19 protein-coding genes and 1 pseudogene are annotated in these 21,449 nt (G+C 53.7%); 10 read left to right on the top strand and 10 right to left on the bottom strand.

The features are described 5' to 3' along the window. Positions 1-31: 31 nt before the first annotated feature. A complete protein-coding gene (locus ACQ29O_RS16220) occupies positions 32-1,252 on the bottom strand; it encodes an MFS transporter (RefSeq protein ID WP_001251594.1) in 1,221 nt (406 codons plus the stop codon). Positions 1,253-1,424: 172 nt separating this feature from the next. Between ACQ29O_RS16220 and ushA the strand changes: the two genes are divergently transcribed. Next, a complete protein-coding gene (gene ushA / locus ACQ29O_RS16215; protein WP_020937093.1) occupies positions 1,425-3,077 on the top strand; it encodes a bifunctional UDP-sugar hydrolase/5'-nucleotidase UshA in 1,653 nt (550 codons plus the stop codon). Between the two features lie 116 nt (positions 3,078-3,193). On the opposite strand, the gene ybaK is transcribed toward ushA, so the two are convergent. The 4 genes from ybaK to copA form a co-directional block, all read right to left on the bottom strand. Then, positions 3,194-3,673, bottom strand: coding sequence for a Cys-tRNA(Pro)/Cys-tRNA(Cys) deacylase YbaK (ybaK, locus tag ACQ29O_RS16210; RefSeq protein ID WP_000186618.1), 480 nt, complete (start codon positions 3,671-3,673; stop codon positions 3,194-3,196). 201 nt (positions 3,674-3,874) lie between these two features. Beyond that, a complete protein-coding gene (locus ACQ29O_RS16205; protein ID WP_000771536.1) occupies positions 3,875-4,669 on the bottom strand; it encodes a TraB/GumN family protein in 795 nt (264 codons plus the stop codon). Between the two features lie 85 nt (positions 4,670-4,754). Continuing rightward, the gene (locus ACQ29O_RS16200) at positions 4,755-5,582 is read right to left on the bottom strand and encodes a lysozyme inhibitor LprI family protein (RefSeq protein ID WP_000488544.1); all 828 of its coding nucleotides are present in this window, start codon (positions 5,580-5,582) and stop codon (positions 4,755-4,757) included. A gap of 153 nt (positions 5,583-5,735) precedes the next feature. Beyond that, positions 5,736-8,237 carry a copper-exporting P-type ATPase CopA gene (copA, locus tag ACQ29O_RS16195; protein WP_253336128.1) on the bottom strand — a complete coding sequence of 834 codons (2,502 nt, stop codon included), beginning with the start codon at positions 8,235-8,237 and terminating at the stop codon, positions 5,736-5,738. 109 nt (positions 8,238-8,346) lie between these two features. Here copA and cueR point away from each other — a divergent pair, with 109 nt between their 5' ends. Beyond that, positions 8,347-8,763 carry a Cu(I)-responsive transcriptional regulator gene (gene cueR / locus ACQ29O_RS16190; protein WP_001026760.1) on the top strand — a complete coding sequence of 139 codons (417 nt, stop codon included), beginning with the start codon at positions 8,347-8,349 and terminating at the stop codon, positions 8,761-8,763. Here cueR and ACQ29O_RS16185 read toward each other — a convergent pair whose 3' ends face one another. Both ACQ29O_RS16185 and ACQ29O_RS16180 read right to left on the bottom strand, forming a co-directional pair. Then, complete coding sequence (locus ACQ29O_RS16185; protein ID WP_000561176.1) at positions 8,764-9,216, bottom strand: NfeD family protein; 453 nt, start codon at positions 9,214-9,216, stop codon at positions 8,764-8,766. After that, the gene (locus ACQ29O_RS16180) at positions 9,213-10,130 is read right to left on the bottom strand and encodes an SPFH domain-containing protein (protein ID WP_253336126.1); all 918 of its coding nucleotides are present in this window, start codon (positions 10,128-10,130) and stop codon (positions 9,213-9,215) included. Before ACQ29O_RS16180 ends, ACQ29O_RS16185 begins: the two co-directional genes overlap by 4 nt. A gap of 147 nt (positions 10,131-10,277) precedes the next feature. Here ACQ29O_RS16180 and fetA point away from each other — a divergent pair, with 147 nt between their 5' ends. Then, on the top strand, positions 10,278-10,955 hold the full coding sequence (gene fetA / locus ACQ29O_RS16175; protein WP_000140185.1) for an iron efflux ABC transporter ATP-binding subunit FetA: 678 nt from the start codon (positions 10,278-10,280) through the stop codon (positions 10,953-10,955). Continuing rightward, on the top strand, positions 10,942-11,721 hold the full coding sequence (gene fetB, locus ACQ29O_RS16170; RefSeq protein WP_001002130.1) for an iron efflux ABC transporter permease subunit FetB: 780 nt from the start codon (positions 10,942-10,944) through the stop codon (positions 11,719-11,721). Before fetA ends, fetB begins: the two co-directional genes overlap by 14 nt. An 85-nt stretch (positions 11,722-11,806) precedes the next feature. On the opposite strand, the pseudogene cnoX reads toward fetB, so the two are convergent. The 3 genes and pseudogenes from cnoX to tesA all read right to left on the bottom strand — a co-directional run bounded on the left by cnoX (position 11,807) and on the right by tesA (position 14,260). Beyond that, a pseudogene (cnoX, locus tag ACQ29O_RS16165) lies at positions 11,807-12,661 on the bottom strand (chaperedoxin). A 59-nt stretch (positions 12,662-12,720) separates the two neighbouring features. Next, positions 12,721-13,491 (bottom strand): SDR family oxidoreductase, encoded by a 771-nt coding sequence (locus ACQ29O_RS16160; protein WP_001172804.1) that lies wholly within the window; start codon positions 13,489-13,491, stop codon positions 12,721-12,723. A gap of 154 nt (positions 13,492-13,645) precedes the next feature. Continuing rightward, positions 13,646-14,260 (bottom strand): multifunctional acyl-CoA thioesterase I/protease I/lysophospholipase L1, encoded by a 615-nt coding sequence (gene tesA / locus ACQ29O_RS16155; protein WP_001746772.1) that lies wholly within the window; start codon positions 14,258-14,260, stop codon positions 13,646-13,648. Here tesA and ybbA point away from each other — a divergent pair. The 6 genes from ybbA to ACQ29O_RS16125 all read left to right on the top strand — a co-directional run bounded on the left by ybbA (position 14,231) and on the right by ACQ29O_RS16125 (position 21,439). Continuing rightward, a complete protein-coding gene (gene ybbA / locus ACQ29O_RS16150) occupies positions 14,231-14,917 on the top strand; it encodes a putative ABC transporter ATP-binding protein YbbA (RefSeq protein ID WP_001110594.1) in 687 nt (228 codons plus the stop codon). The two genes, tesA and ybbA, sit on opposite strands and share 30 nt — an antisense overlap. Further along, positions 14,914-17,328 carry a putative ABC transporter permease subunit YbbP gene (ybbP, locus tag ACQ29O_RS16145; protein ID WP_000561788.1) on the top strand — a complete coding sequence of 805 codons (2,415 nt, stop codon included), beginning with the start codon at positions 14,914-14,916 and terminating at the stop codon, positions 17,326-17,328. The genes ybbA and ybbP overlap by 4 nt, the downstream gene beginning before the upstream one ends. 185 nt (positions 17,329-17,513) lie before the next feature. After that, positions 17,514-18,647, top strand: coding sequence for a porin (locus ACQ29O_RS16140; RefSeq protein WP_000152869.1), 1,134 nt, complete (start codon positions 17,514-17,516; stop codon positions 18,645-18,647). Positions 18,648-18,903: 256 nt separating this feature from the next. Beyond that, positions 18,904-19,734, top strand: a complete 831-nt coding sequence (locus ACQ29O_RS16135) for a MetQ/NlpA family ABC transporter substrate-binding protein (RefSeq protein WP_000524317.1) — start codon at positions 18,904-18,906, stop codon at positions 19,732-19,734. A gap of 36 nt (positions 19,735-19,770) precedes the next feature. Further along, positions 19,771-20,787, top strand: coding sequence for a virulence-associated ABC transporter ATP-binding protein SfbB (sfbB, locus tag ACQ29O_RS16130; protein WP_000569653.1), 1,017 nt, complete (start codon positions 19,771-19,773; stop codon positions 20,785-20,787). Further along, a complete protein-coding gene (locus tag ACQ29O_RS16125) occupies positions 20,780-21,439 on the top strand; it encodes a methionine ABC transporter permease (protein ID WP_000342245.1) in 660 nt (219 codons plus the stop codon). Before sfbB ends, ACQ29O_RS16125 begins: the two co-directional genes overlap by 8 nt. Positions 21,440-21,449: the final 10 nt, after the last annotated feature.

Here is a 21,449-nt window from a genome sequence, read left to right as displayed (position 1 = left end):
CGGTTAAAGCGTACCTTTAACCGCCATAAAATCACGATTTATGTCGATTATCAGGTAAGAATATGGTCAGTATCCCCAGAAGCGGCAGGAAAGCACAGATTTTATAAACTAAATAGATACTGGTATGGTCGGCAATCAGCCCCAGCACCGCTGCGCCCAGGCCTCCCATCCCGAAGGCAAACCCGAAAAACAGGCCGGAAACCATACCGATGCGTCCTGGCAGCAACTCCTGGGCATACACCAGAATGGCGGAAAACGCCGACGCTAGAATAAAGCCGATAATCACCGTTAAAATCCCCGTCCAGTACAGCGTGGCGTAGGGTAAAACAAGGGTAAACGGCGCGACACCGAGAATAGAGCCCCAAATCACATATTTCCTGCCGATTTTGTCGCCCACCGGCCCGCCGATAACCGTCCCGGCAGCCACCGCAAACAGGAAGGCAAACAGATGGAGCTGCGCGTTTTGTATTGATAATCCGAATTTTTGCATCAGATAAAAGGTGTAATAGCTACTGATGCTCGCCATATAGAAATATTTCGAGAAAATGAGTAGCAATAATACGCTGACCGCCAGCACGACTTTATTGCGCGGCAGCGGGTTAGCGATTATCGCTTTTGGCTTGCCTTTCGCTATCCGGTGCTGGGCTGCATACCAGCGGCTGATCTGCGCCAGCACCACGATCGCCAGCAGCGCGGCCAGCACAAACCAGGCGACATTCCCTTTGCCATAGGGCGCGATAATCACGGCGGCCAGCAGCGGCCCCAACGAACTGCCGAAGTTACCGCCGACCTGGAAGATAGACTGCGCCAGACCATGACGTCCTCCGGAGGCCATGCGCGCCACGCGGGATGATTCCGGGTGAAAAACGGACGAGCCGGTACCCACCAGCGCCGCAGCGAGCAATACGCCGCCAAAACTTCCCGCCATTGCCAGCAGTACCAGCCCGCTCAGGGTAAAACACATGCCGACAGGCAGCGACCACGGCATGGGATACTTATCCGTCCAGTAGCCGACGACCGGTTGCAGTAGCGATGAGGCGAGCTGGAACGTCAGGGTGATCAAACCTATCTGGACGAAAGTCAGCGAAAACTCCGCCTGCAACAGGGGATAAATGGCTAAGATTAGCGACTGGATCATATCGTTCAGCAGATGGGAAAGACTGATCGCGCCCAAAATACCAAACGAAGTACGTGCTTTAGCGGCCGCTGCGGGCGCGCCGGCTAACGGCTGGGTTGGTTCACTCATGGCCATAGAAAGTCACTTAAATTTTATGCGATGTTGGAGATAGTAGGATGTGTAATTATTACTTGCCTAACATACCTGTGAAATGTGTTTGAAGGAAGTCTCAATTCTGAAAACATATTTGTCTATTATTGCAAGGAAAGGTAATTTCTGCGGTTGATATTGAGTCAGGGAGAGAAAGATGAAATTTTTGAAACGGGGTGTGGCGCTGGCGTTACTGGCGGCGTTCGCGCTGACGACTCAGCCTGCACAGGCTTACGAAAAAGATAAAACCTATAAAATTACTATCCTGCATACCAACGATCACCACGGTCACTTCTGGCGCAGCGAATACGGCGAATATGGTCTGGCAGCGCAAAAAACGCTGGTGGACAGTATCCGTAAAGAGGTGGCGCAAGAGGGGGGAAGCGTCCTGTTGTTATCCGGCGGCGACATTAATACCGGGGTGCCGGAATCCGATCTCCAGGATGCGGAGCCCGATTTCCGCGGGATGAATCTGATTGGCTACGACGCTATGGCCGTCGGTAATCATGAATTTGATAACCCGCTCACCGTATTGCGCCAGCAGGAAAAGTGGGCGAAGTTTCCCTTTCTTTCCGCCAATATTTATCAAAAAAGTACCGGCGAGCGTCTGTTTAAGCCGTGGGCTATTTTTACACGCCAGGATATAAAAATCGCGGTAATCGGCTTAACCACCGATGACACGGCGAAAATAGGCAACCCGGAATATTTCACCGATATTGAGTTTCGTAAACCTGCTGAAGAAGCAAAGGTGGTGATTCAGGAACTTAATATGAATGAAAAACCGGACGTGATTATCGCGACCACGCATATGGGACATTATGACAACGGCGATCACGGTTCGAACGCGCCGGGCGACGTTGAGATGGCGCGTAGCCTGCCTGCCGGTTCGCTGGCGATGATTGTGGGCGGTCACTCACAAGACCCGGTATGCATGGCGTCGGAAAATAAAAAACAGGTGAATTACGTACCGGGAACGCCCTGCGCGCCGGATAAGCAAAATGGTATCTGGATAGTGCAGGCGCATGAGTGGGGTAAATATGTGGGCCGCGCGGATTTCGAATTCCGTAACGGCGAGATGAAAATGGTTAACTACCAGCTTATTCCGGTAAATCTCAAGAAAAAAGTGACCTGGGATAACGGGAAAAGCGAGCGTGTACTTTACACGCCGGAAATCGCCGAAAATCCGCAAATGCTCTTGTTATTAACGCCGTTCCAGAATAAAGGTAAAGTGCAACTGGAGGTGAAAATTGGTAGCGTGAATGGCCTTCTTGAAGGCGATCGCAGTAAGGTCAGATTTGTCCAGACCAATATGGGACGGGTGATTCTGGCTGCGCAGATCGCGCGCACCGGCGCCGATTTTGGCGTGATGAGCGGCGGCGGTATTCGCGACTCGATTGAGGCGGGAGATATTACCTATAAAAGCGTGCTCAAGGTACAGCCGTTCGGCAACATTGTGGTGTATGCCGATATGAGCGGCAAAGAGGTAGTTGATTATCTCACCGCCGTAGCACAGATGAAACCGGACTCCGGCGCCTATCCACAGTTCGCCAATGTGAGCTTTGTCGCCAAAGAGGGCAAGCTCACCGAGCTGAAAATCAAAGGCGAGCCTGTTGATCCGGCCAAAACCTACCGCATGGCGACGCTGAGTTTCAACGCCACGGGCGGCGATGGTTATCCGCGCATCGATAACAAACCGGGATACGTGAATACCGGGTTTATTGACGCGGAAGTGCTGAAAGAGTTTATTCAGCAAAATTCACCGCCGGATGCGGCGGCGTTTACGCCAAAAGGCGAGGTGAGCTGGCTGTAGCGGTACGGATAGCCATTTCTGCCTGATGGCGCGCAGCCTTAAGGCCTACGGATTATGTCTGCTGTAGGCCGGATAAGGCGTTTGCGCCGCTATCCGGCAATGTATTTTACGCAGGCTTAATCCCGACGCGCGATATCAGCGAATTTAGCACCCAGTATGGCGGCCAAATCGTCAGCCGCCAGTTCAATATCCAGCCCGCGTTTACCACCGGAAACATAAATAGTGGCAAACGTGCGGGCAGGCGCGTCAATCAGCGTGGGCAGCCGTTTCTTCTGTCCCAGCGGACTGATCCCGCCGACCAGATATCCCGTGGTGCGTTGCGCCACCATCGGGTCGGCCATATCGACCTTTTTCGCGCCCAGAGCTTTGGCGACTTTTTTCAAATCCAGCTGTCCGGCTACAGGCGTCACGGCGACGGCCAGTTGCTTCATATCGCCATTCACGGCGACCAAAAGCGTTTTATACACCTGATCGGCGTTTAGCCCGAGCTTACGCACCACTTCATCGCCAAAGTTAGTTTCATTCGGATCGTGATCGTAGGTGTGAATGTTAAACGGAATCTTGTTTTTTTCGAGTAACTTAACTGCGGGTGTCATAACGTTCCTTCTTACTACAGACGTGATTTGCCATCAGCATACGCCCGAAAGCGGACTAAAAAATAGTATAATCTTGTGCATTAGGTCTTGGCAGTTGCGGCAACTTTGAGCGACAATCTGAAGATCCGAAGCGAAAGCGTCGGGATAATAATAACGATGAAATTCCTCTTTGACGGGCCAATAGCGATATTGGCCATTTTTTTATTTCAATATTTGCGGTAGGTTGCCTTCGCCGTACAGATGTAGCGCCCCTACGGCTACCACGTAGCGTCCCGGCGGCAGTGCCAGCAGCGCGTCGCGCCAGGCTTCATTGCGTTTCACCATCAGTACATCATACAGCGGCTGGCTAAACGTTCTGGGGAGCGAAGCGCCGACGCTGGTCGGCGGCTGCTCAAGCCACCAGCCGATCATCACCTGCAAAAGCCGTGCGTTGGTGTGCCAGTGCGTCAGCGTGTCGTCGAGCAGCGCCATCCCGCCATCGGGCAGATCGCATAGTAGTTCGAGCTGGTGTTTCGCCCCTTCCAGCTCTTGCACCGGCAGCGACATTTCGCGGGCAGCCTGTAATAGCTGATAATCAATGCCATAGTCCGGACGCAATCCCAGCCGTTGCGCCTGCGTGGCCTGTAGCACCATAGCTATCTGCCATAAAGGTTGATTATCAAAATGGATCAGCGGCATACCCAACTCGCTGACCCGTTTTTCCAGTGCGCTTAACTGCCCGGCGCTGAGACGTTCGACCAACGGCGGGCATTTGGGGAGATTGCTGAATGGCGTTTCGTTACCAGAAATATCCGCTTCAACGACCAGCGCGTCGGCCTGGCGTAGCTTTTTCACCAGCTTTGCTGGAAGAGGAGCCATATCGCGCGTCCCCATATGAATACTGCCAACCAGATGCAGATGACGACCGCCGGGCAGGGAGAGATCGATAGCAGGCCAACTATTTGGGGTACCACGCAGCGCGCGCCATAAACGTTTAAGTTGATTTAATAGCTTCATACGCGCTCCCTTTGAAAAAGCTCATGCTAGCGCGTTGGAGAAAAGGGCGCAATGCGCCCTGACGGGACGTCAACGATCGGTCGGGTTATTCGCTGCCGTCGAGATAGGCCGTTCTGGCGATGGTCATTTCAAGCTGGCATTTATAAATACTGATGCGCTTTTCAGCGGGTATGGCCTCGGATTTTGCATCGCTAAGTTTGCCGCACTGCTGCTCTTTTTTGGTCACCCAGACTCGCTGTTCTTGTTTTAATGCCGTTCGGGCAGAGGCGGGTAGCGATTTCCAGACCTGATTAAGCTCGCGATCTCTACTCTCAAATTTCTTTGCTGCGATTTCAATCAGTGAGTTATTTTTTTTCTTTATAATGCTATCACCAGACACCGTCATTCTTGCCATTACATAAATAGACCGCGCCAATTTATCGGTTTTTGGCACAGGGGTGACAACAATATCTTTGTTGTTGTCTGCTAGCTGAATATTGTAGTTAACCTGTTTCCAGGTCACCGTATTGTTTATTACCTGTCCATCCCCTTGTGAAATATAGAATAGAGTGTTTGGTAAGTCTTTCATTAATTTAAATAATGGCTGAGGAATACCCATGGCGACGGTAGCCGAGCAAGTTCGTAAGTTGGCATTTTCTGCTTGAGGGTTCTGCGTGATTACATCACTGAATTGAACAGGAATAGCCCGGAGTTGTTGCTCGTATTGAGTCTGGGGGATATCGAAGAAAAGCGTGGAGGGCTCTTTAATATAGTCTTGCTGTAAACGACCTAATGCTTCATTGTAAATCCATTCTTTTGCCGCCGTGACTGCATTATCGTTGCCACATTTTAACTCTGGAGTGGAATCAAATAACCCTGCATAACTGACGGCGGGAGAAAGCAGGAAAAGAAGCGTAACTGCTTTTCTAAACATAAATAACACATCCTTATGATTCAAAAAAACATTATAAAATGTTGTTTTTTATTTTTCTACAGGATGTGCGGTTAAATTTTTATATATTGATACGGTAAATTACTGATGGCTTAATAATATATCAGGCAGCTGATGCTGCCTGATATAGCGTTTTTACGCTTTCGGTTTAAAACGCAATAGCCGGTTGGCATTGCTGACGACGGTAATGGAAGACAGCGCCATTGCCGCGCCTGCTACTACCGGGTTTAACAAGGTACCGGTAAACGGCCACAGAATACCGGCGGCCACCGGGATACCAATGCTGTTGTAGATAAATGCGCCAAGCAGGTTTTGTTTCATATTGCGCAACGTCGCGCGCGAAATGGCCAGCGCATCCGCCACGCCCATCAGACTATGGCGCATCAGCGTAATCGCCGCGGTTTCAATCGCCACATCGCTGCCGCCGCCCATCGCGATACCGACGTCCGCCTGCGCCAGCGCGGGCGCATCGTTGATACCATCGCCGACCATCGCAACCTGACGACCCTGGCTTTGCAGGCGTTTAATCGCATCGGCTTTGCCATCCGGCAGAACGCCCGCAATGACTTCGTCAATACCCGCTTCTTTGGCAATCGCGTTAGCCGTCGTTGTGTTATCCCCGGTGAGCATTACCAGACGGTATCCGGCGTTGTGCAGGCGTTCAAGCGCGGCAATACTATCGCTGCGCAATGGATCGCGTACCGCCAGTAACGCCGCCGCTTTACCGTCAATCGCCAGCAGGACCGGAGTCGAGCCTTGCGAGGCCTGCGCGGTGATTTCCGCCGTCATGTCATCCGTGGCGACGTGCTGTTCGTTCAGCAACGCCTGGTTCCCCAGAAGCAGTTGATGACCTTCCGCTTCACCGCTGACGCCCAGTCCGCGCAGCGTTCTGAAACCGTTCACCTGCGGCAGTTTATCATCGCCGGCTTTTTCCAGAATCGCATGGGCCAGCGGGTGGCTGGAGCCTTGTTCGAGCGCGGCAGCCAGACGTAATGCCTGAGCTTCCTCAACGCCGTTAAAGGTTTTTATCGCCACCACTTGCGGCTTGCCTTCCGTCAGCGTCCCGGTTTTATCAAAAACGAGGGTATCCAACGTACTGGCGCGTTGCAGGGCATCGGCGTCGCGTACCAGCACGCCGAATTCGGCAGCGCGGCCTACGCTGGAAATAATCGACATTGGCGTCGCTAGGCCTAATGCGCAAGGGCAGGCGATAATCAGTACGGTGGTGGCGATGACCAGCGTATAAACAATTTGCGGCGCCGGCCCGAAGAAATACCAGATAGCGGCGCTGAACAGCGCAATGGCCACGACGACGGGAACGAATACCGCGGAGATTTTATCGGCCAATTGGCCAATTTCCGGTTTACTGCTCTGCGCCTGGCGTACCATGCGAATAATGCGTGACAGCGTGGTATGACTGCCCACCGCGCTGGCGCGGAACAGGACGCTGCCGTCCTGGACGACGGTGCCGGCATGAACGCTGTCGCCTTCGCCTTTTTGCTGCGGAATGGGTTCGCCGGTCAGCATGGCTTCATCAAGCCACGCTTCGCCCTGGGTAATTTCGCCATCCACCGGCACGCGATCGCCGGTAGTGAGCCGCAGCAGCATCCCTGGCTGAACGTCCGCCAGCGGGACGCTTTTTTCGCCGTCTTCTGTCACGACGCGTGCGGTGGGCGGGGTGAGATCGAGTAATTTTTCCAGCGCTTTTGAGGAACGCTGACGGGCGCGCGCTTCCAGCATGTGTCCGAGATTAATCAGACCGATAATCATCGCGCTGGCTTCGTAATAGAGGTGCCGTGCTTCCATCGGGAACCACTGCGGCCACAGGTTGACGCTCATGGAGTAGAGCCAGGCGACCCCGGTGCCGAGCGCCACCAGCGTATCCATCGTCGCCGTGCCGTTCAGCAGGCTTTTCCACGCGTTACGGTAAAAGTGACCGCCCGCAAAGACCATCACCGCAAGCGTGATCAGGCCAATAGCCAGCCACAGGCTGCGGTTGTCGCCGGTCACCATCATGTTATCGCCGATCATCCCCCAGACCATGACCGGTATACCGACCGCCAGGGCAACGATGGCCTGCCAGCGAAAACGTTTCATGGTGGCGATGGCGGTTTCCTGCTGGCGCTCGCGGCGTTTGATGTCATCTTCAATCGCCTCTGCGCCGTAGCCGGCTTTTTCCACCGCCTGCACTAAATCAGCGGCGGACGCGCTGCCCATCACCAGCGCAGTGCGTTCCGCCAGGTTTACCCGTGCCTGCGTGACGCCCGGTACGCTTTGTAGCGCATGTTGTACGCGGGTGACACAACTGGCGCAGCTCATGCCGCTTAACAGCAACTGTTGGCTTTCTTCATCGGCCGTCGCTACCGGAAGCTCATGAGGAACCGCTGCCAGTGCTTCCGACGGGATTGATGACTCCGTCAGCGGTTTAGCCTTTGGGTGGCTTAACGTCGCGCCATACCCGGCTTGTTTGATGGTTTCAATTAACGCGTCCGCACTGGCGGTACCGGTAACGTGCGCTTCGGTTACGGTGACGTCCGCCAGCTCAACATCCGGACGTTGTTCAAGACTTTCTTTCACGCGTTTAACGCAATGACCGCAGGACAAACCGTCCAGGGTCAGGTCGATAGTTTGAGACATAGTAAAAACTCCTTTATGATTGGTCATCAATTCATTGACCTTAGTAATCGTAGTGACTCACTGTGATAAAGGTTAAACCTTCCAGCAAGGTTAAGGTCAAGGGGGAAATATGAATATTAGCGATGTGGCGAAAAAAACCGGTTTAACCAGCAAAGCCATTCGGTTTTATGAAGAGAAAGGGCTGGTGACGCCGCCATTACGTAGCGAAAATGGTTATCGCACCTACACGCAGAAGCATTTAAACGAGCTGACGTTGCTGCGACAGGCGAGGCAGGTGGGGTTTAATCTGGAAGAGTGTGGCGAACTGGTCAATCTGTTTAACGATCCGCGACGCCATAGCGCAGATGTGAAAAAGCGGACGCTGGAAAAGGTCGCGGAGATCGAGCGCCATATCAGCGAGCTGCAATCAATGCGCGATCAACTGCTGGCGCTGGCGGAGAGTTGTCCCGGCGATGACAGCGCCGACTGCCCGATTATTGATAATCTTTCCGGCTGCTGTCATCACAAGGCGCAAAAGCCACGTTGATTAAACGGCACGAATGCGTAAGGTGATGTCTTCCACGGCGATCACTTCGACATGCGTACCTGCGCGCAGGTCTTCGTCAGCGCATACCGGCCACGAGCTGTCGCCGACACGCATATGACCCCGTCCGTTAACTAACGCGGCATCAAGCATAAACCGGCGGCCTACCAGTTGTTGTCCGCGTTGGTTAAGGCGGCTGTCGGTCGGCTTCTGCTCCCGCACGCGACGCGCCAGCCAGCGCCACCAAAGCCAGGCCGCCAGTAACGTTAAGGCCGCAAACAGCACGCCCTGCCATTCCCAGCCGAGCGGTAAGAGCCAGACGGTTAAGCCGGTAATCACTGCCGCCACGCCGCTCCACAGCAAATAGCCGTTACCGCCGAGCATTTCCGCAGCCAACAACAGGCCGCCGAGGCTAAGCCAGAAGATATGCGGATGTACCAGAATCATCGCTATCATGCTTTTTTCCGTTCGCTGGCGCTGTCCTTAACCAGCTCGCTGATCCCGGCGATAGCGCCCATCAGACTGCTGGCATCCAGCGGCATCATGACCACTTTGCTGTTATTCGCCGAGCCGATTTGCTGTAACGCTTCGGTGTATTTCTGCGCCACGAAGTAGTTTATTGCCTGAATATCCCCGGCGGCGATGGCTTCAGACACCATCTGCGTAGCGCGGGCTTCCGCTTCGGCGGAACGTTCGCGCGCTTCCGCCTGCAGGAAAGCGGACTGACGTTCGCCTTCGGCTTTCAGAATCTGCGACTGTTTTTCCCCCTCGGCTTTCAGGATTTCCGCCTGACGCACCCCTTCGGCCTCAAGGATATAGGCGCGTTTGGTACGTTCCGCTTTCATCTGGGCGTTCATTGAGGAGATCAATTCCGCGGGCGGGCGGACATCGCGAATTTCGATACGGGTAACTTTAATTCCCCACGGATTGGTGGCTTCATCGACAATATGCAGCAGCCGCGTGTTGATGCTGTCGCGCTGGGAGAGCATTTCATCCAGCTCCATCGAACCGAGCACCGTACGGATATTGGTCATGGTCAGGTTAATGATCGCCAGTTCCAGATTACTGACTTCATAGGCGGCGCGCGGCGCATCGATAACCTGAATAAAACAGACCGCATCGATAGTGACGTTGGCGTTATCTTTTGAGATCACCTCCTGCGACGGAATATCCAGCACTTGTTCCATCATATTGATCTTGCGGCCAATTCTGTCCATAAACGGTACAACAAGGCTTAATCCCGGCTGCAGGGTTTTGGTGTAACGTCCAAAGCGCTCCACCGTCCACTGGTACCCCTGCGGAACGATTTTGACGCCCGCGCTGACGATCACCAGCGCGACGAAAATGAGAATAGGGATAAGAATGAGCATAGCTAAACCTCCTGTTGCGTTGTCCATAAACCGATTTTGCTGACGAATTAAGCGAATTATACCTGATTCAGTAAAGCATGTTCCCCCCCTTATTAATTACAGGGATACACTATCGCTATAAAAATATGAACAACGGATGCGCAATAAATGACAGAACGTAGCATGTTGCTTGAGTTAAAGCAGGTCGGTTACCGGACTGCGACGACAAAAATAGTGAATAACATCAGTTTTACGCTGCAACGCGGCGAATTTAAGTTAATTACCGGTCCTTCTGGCTGCGGAAAAAGTACGTTGTTGAAAATGGTGGCCTCGCTAATAAGCCCTGATATCGGCATGATTCTTTTTGAGGGGCAGGATATTACTACTCTGAGTCCGGAAGCCTATCGCCAGCAGGTTTCTTATTGCGCTCAGACGCCAGCGCTCTTTGGCGATACGGTTTACGATAACCTGATTTTTCCCTGGCAAATTCGCCATCAGCGCCCGCAGCCGACAGCCTTCGCAGACGATCTGGCGCGTTTTGAACTGCCGGATACGATTCTGCAAAAACCGATTGCCGCGCTTTCCGGCGGGGAAAAACAGCGTATTGCTCTAATTCGTAATCTACAGTTTCTGCCGAAAATACTGTTACTCGACGAAATAACCAGCGCGCTGGATGAACATAACAAACGGAATGTGAATGATATTATTCATCGCTATGTTCGCGATAAGCAGGTCGCTGTCTTGTGGGTAACGCATGATAAAGATGAAATTCAACACGCGGATAAGGTGATAACGTTAACGCCATCTGCCGGAGAGATGCAGGAGGCGCGTTATGAACGAGCATAATATTACCAATACCTCGCTGGCGTTATCGATGCTGCTGGTGGTGGTCGCGATGCTCATCAGTCACAAGGAAAAGCTGGCGCTGGAAAAAGATATTCTGTGGAGCGTATGCCGGGCGGTGATACAGCTCATTATTGTCGGCTATGTACTGAAATACATCTTTGGCGTTAATCATGCCGCCCTGACGCTACTGATGGTGCTGTTCATCTGTTTTAACGCCGCATGGAACGCGCAAAAGCGCAGTAAATATATCGATAAGGCATTTCTCTCCTCGTTTATCGCCATCACCGTCGGCGCCGGGCTAACGCTGACGGTACTGGTGCTTACCGGTTCGATTGAATTTGCGCCGATGCAGGTGATTCCCATCGCTGGCATGGTCGCCGGTAATGCGATGGTAGCGGTAGGGCTGTGCTACAACCAACTGGGGCTGCGTTTTCATAGCGAGCAGCAGCAAATCCAGGAAAAGTTAAGTTTGGGCGCAACGCCGAAAATGGCCTCCGCCGGGCTTATCCGCGATAGCATCCGCGCATCGCTTATCCCGACGATCGACTCGGCAAAGACCGTTGGGCTGGTGAGCCTGCCGGGGATGATGTCCGGGCTGATTTTTGCCGGGATCGATCCGGTAAAAGCGATTAAATATCAAATTATGGTAACGTTTATGCTGTTGTCGACAGCCAGCCTGTCTACCATCATTGCCTGCTATTTAACCTACCGGAAGTTCTATAATTCGCGTCATCAGTTGGTAGTAATGCCGCTCAAGAAATCATGATAGTTGCCGGATGATGGCGCAAGCGCCTTATCCGGCCTGAGGACGACAGGTAGGCCAGATAAGCGCGCCATCAGGCAAGAGAGGATTAATACAGTAGCGCGTACAACTGGCGGCGGTATTTCGACGCCAGCGCATCGCCGGTGCCGAGCGCGGCAAGGATCTCCTGGAAGGTTTTGCGCGTCTGTCCCTCGGCGGCGGCAAGATCTTTTCTCAGATGGCTGAACAGCAATTCCAGCGCTTCTTCATTACGTCCGACCTGGTGCAACTGCAACGCCAGTTGCGTTGCCAAAGCCGCATCCTGCGGATTCTCCGCGACTTGCTGCTGAAGTTGCTGAATTTCCGGCGTATCCGCCGCCTGTTTAAGCAGTTCGATCTGCGCAACCAGCCCCTGATAACGGGTATCCTGATCCTGTAGCGGTATAGTTTTTAACACCGCTTCGGCCTCTTCAGAGCGGTTCAGCGCAATTTGCGCTTCCGCCAGTAACAGGCCAATCTCACCGTTCTGCGAAGAGAGCTGCTAGGCGTCTTTGAGCAACGGCAGCGCGTCAATGTAGTTGCCCTCCTGCATTAACTGCATCGCTTGTTGCGCTTTTAGCTCTTCTTCACGCGGCAGTACTTTATCCAGCAGAGCGCGGATTGCCTCTTCCGGCTGCGGCCCCTGGAAACCATCGACCGGTTGGCCATTCTGGAACAGATAGACAGTCGGGATGGCGCGCAGACCAAACTGAGCGGCGATCATCTGTTCGGCGTCGCAGTCCAGCTTTGCCAGAATAAACTGACCGTGGTACTGGGCAGCCAGACTTTCCAGCACTGGCGTTAATTGCAGACAGTGTTGGCTGCGTTCAGACCAGAAATAGAACAGTACCGGCGTGGTCATGGACTGCTCTAAGGTCTGCTGCAGGTTGGATTCATTAATATTGACAATGTTCTGTACGGACATGGCGTCGCTCTCTTTTGTCTGTGTCACGTTTACATGGGGGCTGACGGGCGCGCTTCAACTCAGCTTTGTAAAATTTTATCCAGCATCCGGCCCGGCAATAGGCGTTTCAGCGCCATCACTGCCCAGGTGACCAGCGTAACGGGATAGCGCAGCCTGGGTTTATCGCTTGCAAAAGCATGACGTACTTTCGCTACTACCGCGTCAGGATCGCGGGTGAAACGTGCGGCGATGCCGGGATTTTCTACCGGTTTATCACGCTGCGTCTGGTTAACGTTATCCGTAAAACGGGTACGAATCGGCCCCGGTTCTATCAGGCTCACTTTAATGCCTGTGTGCCGTAGCTCCATACGTAGCGCGTCAGACCAGGCTTCGAGCGCGTATTTGCTGGCGGCATAAGCGCCGCGCCCTGGGGTGGAAATTAGCCCCATCACCGATGAGGTCATCACAATGCGTCCTTCGCCATGCGGCAACATGGCGGGAAGTAAGCGCATAGTAAGCTGATGCGCGCCGAAGAAATTACTGGAAAACTGTTGCTCCATCTGCTCACGGCTGATGGTGGAAAGGGGGCCATACACGCCGTAGCCGGCATTGTTAAAGATCCCATACAGACGATTATCGGTCAGGGCGATCACTTCATCGGCGGCACGATCCACGCTTTCAGGGGAGTCGAGATCGATTAACACGCCGGTAAATCCCATACTGTTCATCCGGGCGACATCATCAGGTTTGCGGCAGCCCGCCAGGATTTGAAAGCCCTGGCGTTTAAGTTCAAGCGCGCTGTCCAGACCGATTCCGCTGGAACATCCTGTTATTAAGACCGATTTTTGCATAACTTTACCTGTCAGGATCTCCGTTGATTTAAGAGTCGTGGTTAACTATATCCGTCATACTTCAAGTTGCCTGTGCGTTCGTTTACTCCAGTCACATAGGTATCTATGCTCCTGGACATTCTCTTACGTGCCGCCTTCATGCAACTCGAATTATTCAGGAGAGAAAAGGGGTCAACTGCTTCGCCATCCAGTCGGCAATAAACGGCTGGGCGTCGCGGTTGGGATGAATGCCGTCATCCTGCATCCACTGTGGTTTCAGATATATCTCTTCCATAAAAAACGGTAACAGAGGAATATCGAACTCTTTGGCGAGCTTAGGATAAATGGCGCTAAAGGATTCATTATAACGGCGACCGTAGTTAGCGGGCAGATGAATTTGCATCAGTAACGGTTGGGAATCGGCGGCTTTCACCGTCTGAATGATTTTACGTAGCGTCTGTTCGGTTTGCGCAGGCGCAAAACCGCGTAGGCCATCGTTGCCGCCAAGTTCCACCACTACCCAGCGCGGGTGATGCTGTTGCAACAGCGCCGGCAAACGCGCCAGTCCCTGCTGCGAGGTATCTCCGCTTATACTGGCATTAACGACCGACGTTTTGTTTTGCCATTTATCATTAAGGAGCGACGGCCATGCCGCGCTGGCGGCCATACGGTAACCGGCGCTGAGGCTATCGCCCAGAATTAATAAGGTGTCTGCGGCGGCGGCACGGAAAGTTAACAGGATCAAAAACAGGAAGGGCAAATGCCAGCGGAAAACAGTGTTGAAGTTCATCGTCTCAGGAAGTCCGTCGGTCAGGGTGAGCATGAGCTTTCCATCCTTACCGGAGTTGAACTGGTTGTCAAACGCGGCGAAACCATTGCGCTGATTGGCGAATCAGGATCGGGAAAATCTACGCTGCTGGCGATTCTCGCCGGACTGGATGACGGCAGTAGCGGAGAGGTCAGTCTGGTCGGGAAACCGCTTCACCAGATGGACGAAGAGGCGCGGGCGCAGCTTCGCGCTCAGCATGTCGGTTTTGTTTTTCAATCCTTCATGCTTATTCCTACGCTTAACGCGCTGGAAAACGTTGAACTACCGGCCCTGCTACGCGGTGAAAACAGCGGTCAGAGTAAGGCGGGGGCGAAAGCGCTGCTCGAACAACTGGGACTGGGAAAACGGCTTGACCACCTTCCGGCACAGCTTTCCGGCGGCGAACAGCAGCGCGTAGCGCTGGCGCGCGCGTTTAACGGGCGTCCTGATGTGCTGTTTGCCGATGAGCCGACGGGCAACCTTGACCATCAGACCGGAGATAAAATCGCCGACCTGCTATTTTCGCTTAACCGCGAGCACGGCACCACGCTGATTCTGGTGACGCACGACCCGGCGCTGGCGGCGCGCTGCGACCGGCGGCTGCGGTTGGTCAACGGTCAGTTACAGGAGGAGGCATGATAGCCCGCTGGTTCTGGCGCGAATGGCGCTCGCCGTCGCTGATTATTGTCTGGCTGGCGTTGAGTCTGGCGGTGGCCTGCGTACTGGCGCTCGGCAGTATCAGCGACCGGATGGAAAAAGGGTTAAGTCAGCAAAGCCGCGAGTTTATGGCAGGCGATCGGACGCTGCAAAGTTCGCGGGAGGTACCGAAAGCCTGGCTTGAAGAGGCGCGTAAACGCGGCCTTAACGTGGGCGAGCAGTTAACCTTTGCGACCATGACGTTTGCCGGCGATACGCCGCAACTGGCCAGCGTGAAGGCGGTAGATAGCGTTTATCCGATGTACGGCGAATTGCAAACCCGTCCAGGCGGAGTGAAACCGCAGCCGGGTAGCGTACTGCTGGCGCCGCGTCTGATGGCGCTGCTTAATTTGAAAACGGGCGATACCATTGATGTCGGCGACGTGACCTTGCGTATTGCCGGTGAAGTGGTGCAGGAACCGGATTCCGGATTTAACCCTTTTCAGATGGCGCCGCGTCTGATGATGAATATGGCCGATGTGGCAAAAACCGGTGCGATACAGCCGGGGAGCCGCGTGATGTGGCGGTATAAATTCGGCGGAACGCCGCAACAGCTTGCTGGCTATGAAAGCTGGCTGTTACCGCAGCTTAAACCGGAACATCGCTGGTACGGGCTGGGGCAGGATGACGGGGCATTGGGGAAATCGCTCGAACGTTCGCAGCAGTTTTTGCTGCTTTCGGCGTTATTAACGCTACTGCTGGCGGTAGCTGCCGTCGCGGTGGCGATGAGCCATTACTGCCGTAGCCGCTACGATCTGGTGGCGATTTTAAAAACGCTGGGCGCGGGCCGGGCCCAGTTGCGTAAACTTATTATCGGACAGTGGTTGATGGTGCTGGGGCTTTCCGCCGTCACGGGAGGCGCGATTGGGTTACTGTTTGAAAACATATTGCTGGTGCTGCTAAAACCGGTATTGCCCGCCGATTTGCCGCCCGCCAGCCTGTGGCCCTGGCTGTGGGCGCTGGGCGCGATGACGGTCATCTCTTTGCTGGTCGGTTTACGGCCTTATCGATTGTTGCTGGCGACCCAGCCGCTACGGGTGCTGCGCCGCGATGTTGTCGCTCGCGTCTGGCCGTTAAAAATTTATTTGCCTGTCGCCTGCGCCGTCGTGGTGGCGCTGCTCGCCGGATTGATGGGCGGAAGTATGCTGTTGTGGGCGGTTCTGGCGGGTGCAGTGATACTGGCGCTGCTGTGCGGTCTGGTGGGCTGGATGCTGCTTAACGTGCTGCGCGGCATGACGTTGACGTCGCTACCGCTGCGTCTGGCCGTCAGCCGACTTCTGCGTCAGCCGTGGTCAACGTTGAGTCAGCTTTCGGCGTTTTCGCTTTCGTTTATGCTGCTGGCGCTCTTGCTGGTGCTGCGCGGCGACCTCCTTGATCGCTGGCAACAGCAACTCCCGCCGGAAAGTCCGAACTATTTCCTTATCAATATTGCTTCAGAGCAGGTCGCGCCGCTGAAAGCCTTTTTGGCGGAACATCAGGTGATTCCGCAGACGTTTTATCCGATTGTGCGGGCGCGGTTAACCAGGATAAACGGTAATCCGACGGAAGGTCAGCAGGATGAGTCACTCAACCGTGAACTGAATTTGACCTGGCAGGATACGCGCCCGGCGCATAACCCGCTGGTCGCCGGTCACTGGCCGCCAAAACCGGGCGAAGTCTCCATGGAAGAGGGGCTGGCGAAGCGGCTGAACGTCAAACTCGGCGATAGCGTAACCTTTATGGGCGATACCCAGGCGTTTAGCGCTAAAGTTACCAGTCTGCGTCAAGTGGACTGGGAAAGCCTGCGGCCCAACTTTTTCTTCATTTTTCCTTCCGGGGCGCTGGACGGGCAACCACAAAGCTGGTTGACCAGTTTTCGCTGGGAGAATGGCAACGGCATGTTAACGCAGCTTAACCGCGAGTTTCCTACCGTCAGCCTGTTGGATATCGGGGCGATCCTGAAACAGGTGGGACAGGTGCTGGAGCAGGTCAGTCGGGCGCTGGAGGTGATGGTTGTGCTAGTCACCCTCTGCGGCATGTTGCTATTACTGGCCCAGGTACAGGTCGGGATGCGTCAGCGCCATCAGGAGCTGGTGGTGTGGCGCACGTTAGGAGCCGGAAAGAAACTGTTGCGTACCACACTCTGGTGCGAATTCGCCATGCTGGGATTAGTTGCCGGGTTGGTCGCCGCGATTGGCGCGGAAACGGCGCTGGCGATCTTACAAATCAACGTTTTTGATTTCCCCTGGGAGCCGGACTGGCGTTTATGGGGCGCACTGCTGTTTTGCGGCGCGCTGCTGCTTTCCGTATGCGGCGGCTGGCTTGGCGTTCGTTTGCTGAAAGGCAAAGCGCTATTCCGACAGTTTAGCGGATGATTCATGATGTGAATAATTTCGCGCCGGTTTTTAAAACGGCGCGTACTTTTTTAGTCGCACAAATTGCTAACTCCTTGATTTTTAGTAGCACAAATCATTAAAAAATACACAACACGTAAGGTTTTATAACAGTTATTATTTGCCTGCTAAATGATTTGGATTGGCTATCTATCAAGGAAAATATAATGACAATTAAAATAACAGCGTTGGCGGCATCGATCGGCGCGGCAGTGGCTTTCATGCCTTTCGCCACTCAGGCGGAAATCACCGTTTTAAAACAAGATCCCCAGGCGGGTAATCCACTCAGCCGACTCAATTTCACCGTTGGCGGGAGTATTCGTCCGCAGTTCCAGAATATGACCGGTAATGACGGCGCGAACGGTTATAAACGTAATGGTTTTGATGGCGGGACGCGTTTCCGCTTCGCCGCGGATTATTATCTGTTTGATGATATCAGTTGGATTAGCTATTACGAGCTGGGCGTCAATATCCCTGCGGTATTTGACTGGGATAACCATTATGCGAAGGGCGCGACTGATACCACTCGCCGTATGCTGTATACCGGCTTCAAGAGCGCGACGTGGGGAACGCTGACCTTCGGTCAACAGAACAGCATTTATTACGATGTGGTGGGCGTAAAAACCGATATCTGGGATTACGACATGATAGGTCAGGCGCCGGGCAACGGGATTAACGGCGACTACGATGGTTCTTATCGCACGCGTAAGTCATTGAAGTATAAGAAAAGTATTGGCAATGTCGATCTCTACGCATCTTATCTGTTCAGCGACGATTATAATGCCAATAACGGCCTGAATTACAAGCGTAAAGGCGGCGGTTCTTTAGGCGCGGATTACCATCTCACCGACGATCTGACCTGGGGGACGGCATGGAACTATACCCGTGCGGAGATGCGTGGCAACGGCAATAAAACTTACGATCAAAATATTGTCGGTACCGCATTAAGCTGGACGCCGGAAAACTGGACTATCGCCGCAGGCGGCGGTTGGTATCAGAACTTTATGACGACCAAAAAAGTGTCTGTGAATGATTACTTTGCCGGCGATGCGTGGGGTCTGGAATATTTTGTCGGTTACGCTTTCCCGATTGGTCAGTATGCCGTGAAAGCTATTCAACCGTACTTTATGGGCGACCGCATTGAATATGTGAATGGCCGCGACTATCTGCGCACCGATAACGGCGTGGGGATCACCTTCCAACTGGATTATGGTTTCCGCGTTGATTATGAACATGTTTTCACCTCCAGCACTGACAATCTGGGCGATATGAACCTGGTGCGTCTGCGTTACGATTTCTAAAGCGTTTTCCTGTGCCGGATGTTGGCGTTAAGACCTCTTATCCGGCATTTCCCTTTACGCCATTCCCGCCTGACACACGCCTGAGCGCCTGCCTCGTACATTTAACGACACACCAGGAAACATCATGAAATAATTTCAAGGGCAGCAGGCTGTGATCTGTGTCATGTTAAGAAATAGCCTTTCGTTTGGGCCAAAACAGACGATGCCGCATGAACGGCATCCGGCACAGCATCACACTATTTAAAATGGAGAAATTATGGGATTGCGTCAGAGTTTACGCATTGCGGCCAGCACGCTATTACTGGCCTGCGGATTACAGTTTGCCCATGCCGATAGTTCCCCGCAAACGATCGTATTTGGCGTCGCGCCAGGGCCGTATGGCGACATGGTGAAGCAGGCGATTGCGCCGACATTAAAAGAAAAAGGGTATAAGGTCGTGGTGCGCGAGTTTAGCGACTATGTCCAGCCCAATATGGCGTTAGCTAACGGCAGCATCGACGCCAACCTCTTTCAACATACCCTCTATTTTGACAAATTCACCGCTGACAAAGGGCTGAAGCTCAGCAAACTTATTGTGGTACCGACCGCTGGGATGGGCTTCTATTCACGTAAAATCAACAGTCTGGATGCGCTTAAAAAAGGGGACATTATTACTCTCTCCAACGATCCGACTAACCTGGCGCGCGGCCTTCGCTTCCTGCAATCGTTGGGGCTCATCACGATTAAGGACAATATCGATCCGACCAAAGCCTCTGAACGAGATATCGCCAGCAATCCAAAAGGACTGGTTTTCAAACCGCTGGAAGCCGCACAGCTACCGCGCACGCTGGATGGCGTGACCGGCGCGCTGGTTAACGGGAACTTTGCGGTGGCGGCAGGACTCGATCTCTCCAGCGCGATTAAGCAGGAACACCTGGATGAGAATCTGAAAAATATCATTGCGGTACGCAGTGAAGATGCCGATAAGCCGTTTGCCAAAGATATTGTCGAGGCGGTGAAATCGCCGGCTTATCGCGCGGTCATCGACGATCCAAAGAATATTTATAGCGCCTTCCAGAAACCGGAATGGATGACCGCGACACCCTGATCGCAGCGGTAGCCATCCCCAATTTCTGAGGTGAATATGATTGAAATAGAAAAAGTCTGCGTCGATTTTACCGCCGGTCGCGGTACCCTCACGCGCGCGGTGGATGATGTGAGCCTGCATATCGCCGCGGGCGAGATTTTTGGCATTGTCGGTACCAGCGGCGCAGGAAAAAGCACTCTGCTGCGTACCCTGAACGCCTTAACGCGTCCCAGCCAGGGGCGCGTCAACGTTAACGGCGTGGAAATTTCTGCGCTGGACGGAAAAGCGTTACGCCAGGCGCGGCAGCGTATTGGTATGATTTTCCAGCATTTTAACTTAATGCATACCCGGACAGTGGCGCAAAACGTGGCGTTTAGCCTGAAAGCGGCTGGCTGGGAACGCAGCAAAATCGCGCCACGGGTGGCGGAAATTTTAACGCTGGTGGGCCTTGCCGATAAAGCGAACCGTTTTCCGGTACAGCTCAGCGGCGGGCAAAAACAGCGGGTGGGGATAGCCCGCGCCATCGCTAACCATCCGGATGTTTTGCTGTGTGACGAACCGACTTCCGCTTTGGATCTGGAAACTTCCGCCACGATTCTGGCTCTGCTCAGACAGATCAACGCACAGCTCGGGATTACTATTGTGCTGATCACCCATGAAATGAACGTGATCAAATCTATTTGCGATCGCGTGGCGGTGATGTCGGGCGGTAAGGTTGTGGAATCGGGCGAGGTGTTTGATGTGTTTGCCCACCCGCAACACGCTTTCACACAGCAACTGGTGTCTCATACTCTTAATTTGACCCTGCCGGAACGTTTACGGGAACACCTGCCCGGGCAGTTGCTGAAAATTTTGTTTATCGGCGATTCGGCGGAGCAGCCGGTACTGTCGGAGGTGGCGATCAAGTTTGGCGTCGCGGTCAATATCCTGCATGGCAAGATTGAATATATCGGCGAACGCGCGTTGGGCATTCTGGTGGTGCAATTAACCGCGCCGCATAATCCAACGGCGGTGGCCGCCGCCGTGGAGCATATCCGTCAACGTACCGCACAGGTGGAGGTGATCCGTGGATGATTTATTGCCGGATTTAACGCTGGCGTTCAATGAAACTTTCCAGATGTTGAGTATTTCAACGGTGCTGGCGATTCTTGGCGGTCTACCGCTCGGTTTTCTGATTTTTGTCACCGATCGTCATCTGTTCTGGCAGAACCGTTTTATTTATCTCGCCGCCTCGGTTCTGGTGAATATTATCCGCTCGGTGCCATTTGTTATTTTACTGGTGCTGTTACTGCCGCTAACGCAGCTTTTGCTGGGCAATACGATAGGCCCGATTGCGGCCTCCGTCCCGCTGTCGGTGGCCGCAATCGCGTTTTATGCACGCCTGGTAGATAGCGCGCTCCGTGAAGTCGATAAAGGGATTATTGAGGCGGCGCTGGCATTCGGCGCTAGTCCGATGCGTATTATCTGTACCGTACTGTTGCCGGAAGCCAGCGCAGGGCTGCTGCGCGGCCTGACGATTACGTTGGTAAGCTTAATCGGCTACTCGGCGATGGCCGGGATTGTCGGCGGCGGCGGGGTAGGCGACCTGGCGATTCGCTATGGCTACTACCGTTACGAAACCGAAGTGATGGTTGTTACCGTGGTGGCGCTGATTGTGCTGGTTCAGGTCGTTCAGATGCTGGGCGACTGGCTGGCAAAACGTGCCGACAAGCGCGACAGACACTAAGCCGGCTTAA

Source organism: Salmonella sp. GDC200615 (assembly GCF_050574145.1).
In the GTDB taxonomy this organism is placed as follows: domain Bacteria; phylum Pseudomonadota; class Gammaproteobacteria; order Enterobacterales; family Enterobacteriaceae; genus Salmonella; species Salmonella enterica.
The sequence above is the reverse complement of the archived record's forward strand: the minus strand, read 5'-3'. Positions and strand labels throughout refer to the sequence as shown.

Bases quoted from the DNA above. Each gene is read 5' to 3' on its own strand.
- fetA (WP_000140185.1), top strand. From the start codon at position 10,278: ATGACAGAACGTAGCATGTTGCTTGAGTTAAAGCAGGTCGGTTACCGG.
- ACQ29O_RS16220 (WP_001251594.1), bottom strand. From the start codon at position 1,252: ATGGCCATGAGTGAACCAACCCAGCCGTTAGCCGGCGCGCCCGCAGCG.
- fetB (WP_001002130.1), top strand. From the start codon at position 10,942: ATGAACGAGCATAATATTACCAATACCTCGCTGGCGTTATCGATGCTG.
- ybaK (WP_000186618.1), bottom strand. From the start codon at position 3,673: ATGACACCCGCAGTTAAGTTACTCGAAAAAAACAAGATTCCGTTTAAC.
- ACQ29O_RS16180 (WP_253336126.1), bottom strand. From the start codon at position 10,130: ATGCTCATTCTTATCCCTATTCTCATTTTCGTCGCGCTGGTGATCGTC.
- ACQ29O_RS16160 (WP_001172804.1), bottom strand. From the start codon at position 13,491: ATGCAAAAATCGGTCTTAATAACAGGATGTTCCAGCGGAATCGGTCTG.
- tesA (WP_001746772.1), bottom strand. From the start codon at position 14,260: ATGAACTTCAACACTGTTTTCCGCTGGCATTTGCCCTTCCTGTTTTTG.
- ybbA (WP_001110594.1), top strand. From the start codon at position 14,231: ATGCCAGCGGAAAACAGTGTTGAAGTTCATCGTCTCAGGAAGTCCGTC.
- cueR (WP_001026760.1), top strand. From the start codon at position 8,347: ATGAATATTAGCGATGTGGCGAAAAAAACCGGTTTAACCAGCAAAGCC.
- ushA (WP_020937093.1), top strand. From the start codon at position 1,425: ATGAAATTTTTGAAACGGGGTGTGGCGCTGGCGTTACTGGCGGCGTTC.
- ACQ29O_RS16185 (WP_000561176.1), bottom strand. From the start codon at position 9,216: ATGATAGCGATGATTCTGGTACATCCGCATATCTTCTGGCTTAGCCTC.
- sfbB (WP_000569653.1), top strand. From the start codon at position 19,771: ATGATTGAAATAGAAAAAGTCTGCGTCGATTTTACCGCCGGTCGCGGT.
- ACQ29O_RS16205 (WP_000771536.1), bottom strand. From the start codon at position 4,669: ATGAAGCTATTAAATCAACTTAAACGTTTATGGCGCGCGCTGCGTGGT.
- ACQ29O_RS16200 (WP_000488544.1), bottom strand. From the start codon at position 5,582: ATGTTTAGAAAAGCAGTTACGCTTCTTTTCCTGCTTTCTCCCGCCGTC.
- ybbP (WP_000561788.1), top strand. From the start codon at position 14,914: ATGATAGCCCGCTGGTTCTGGCGCGAATGGCGCTCGCCGTCGCTGATT.
- ACQ29O_RS16135 (WP_000524317.1), top strand. From the start codon at position 18,904: ATGGGATTGCGTCAGAGTTTACGCATTGCGGCCAGCACGCTATTACTG.
- copA (WP_253336128.1), bottom strand. From the start codon at position 8,237: ATGTCTCAAACTATCGACCTGACCCTGGACGGTTTGTCCTGCGGTCAT.
- ACQ29O_RS16140 (WP_000152869.1), top strand. From the start codon at position 17,514: ATGACAATTAAAATAACAGCGTTGGCGGCATCGATCGGCGCGGCAGTG.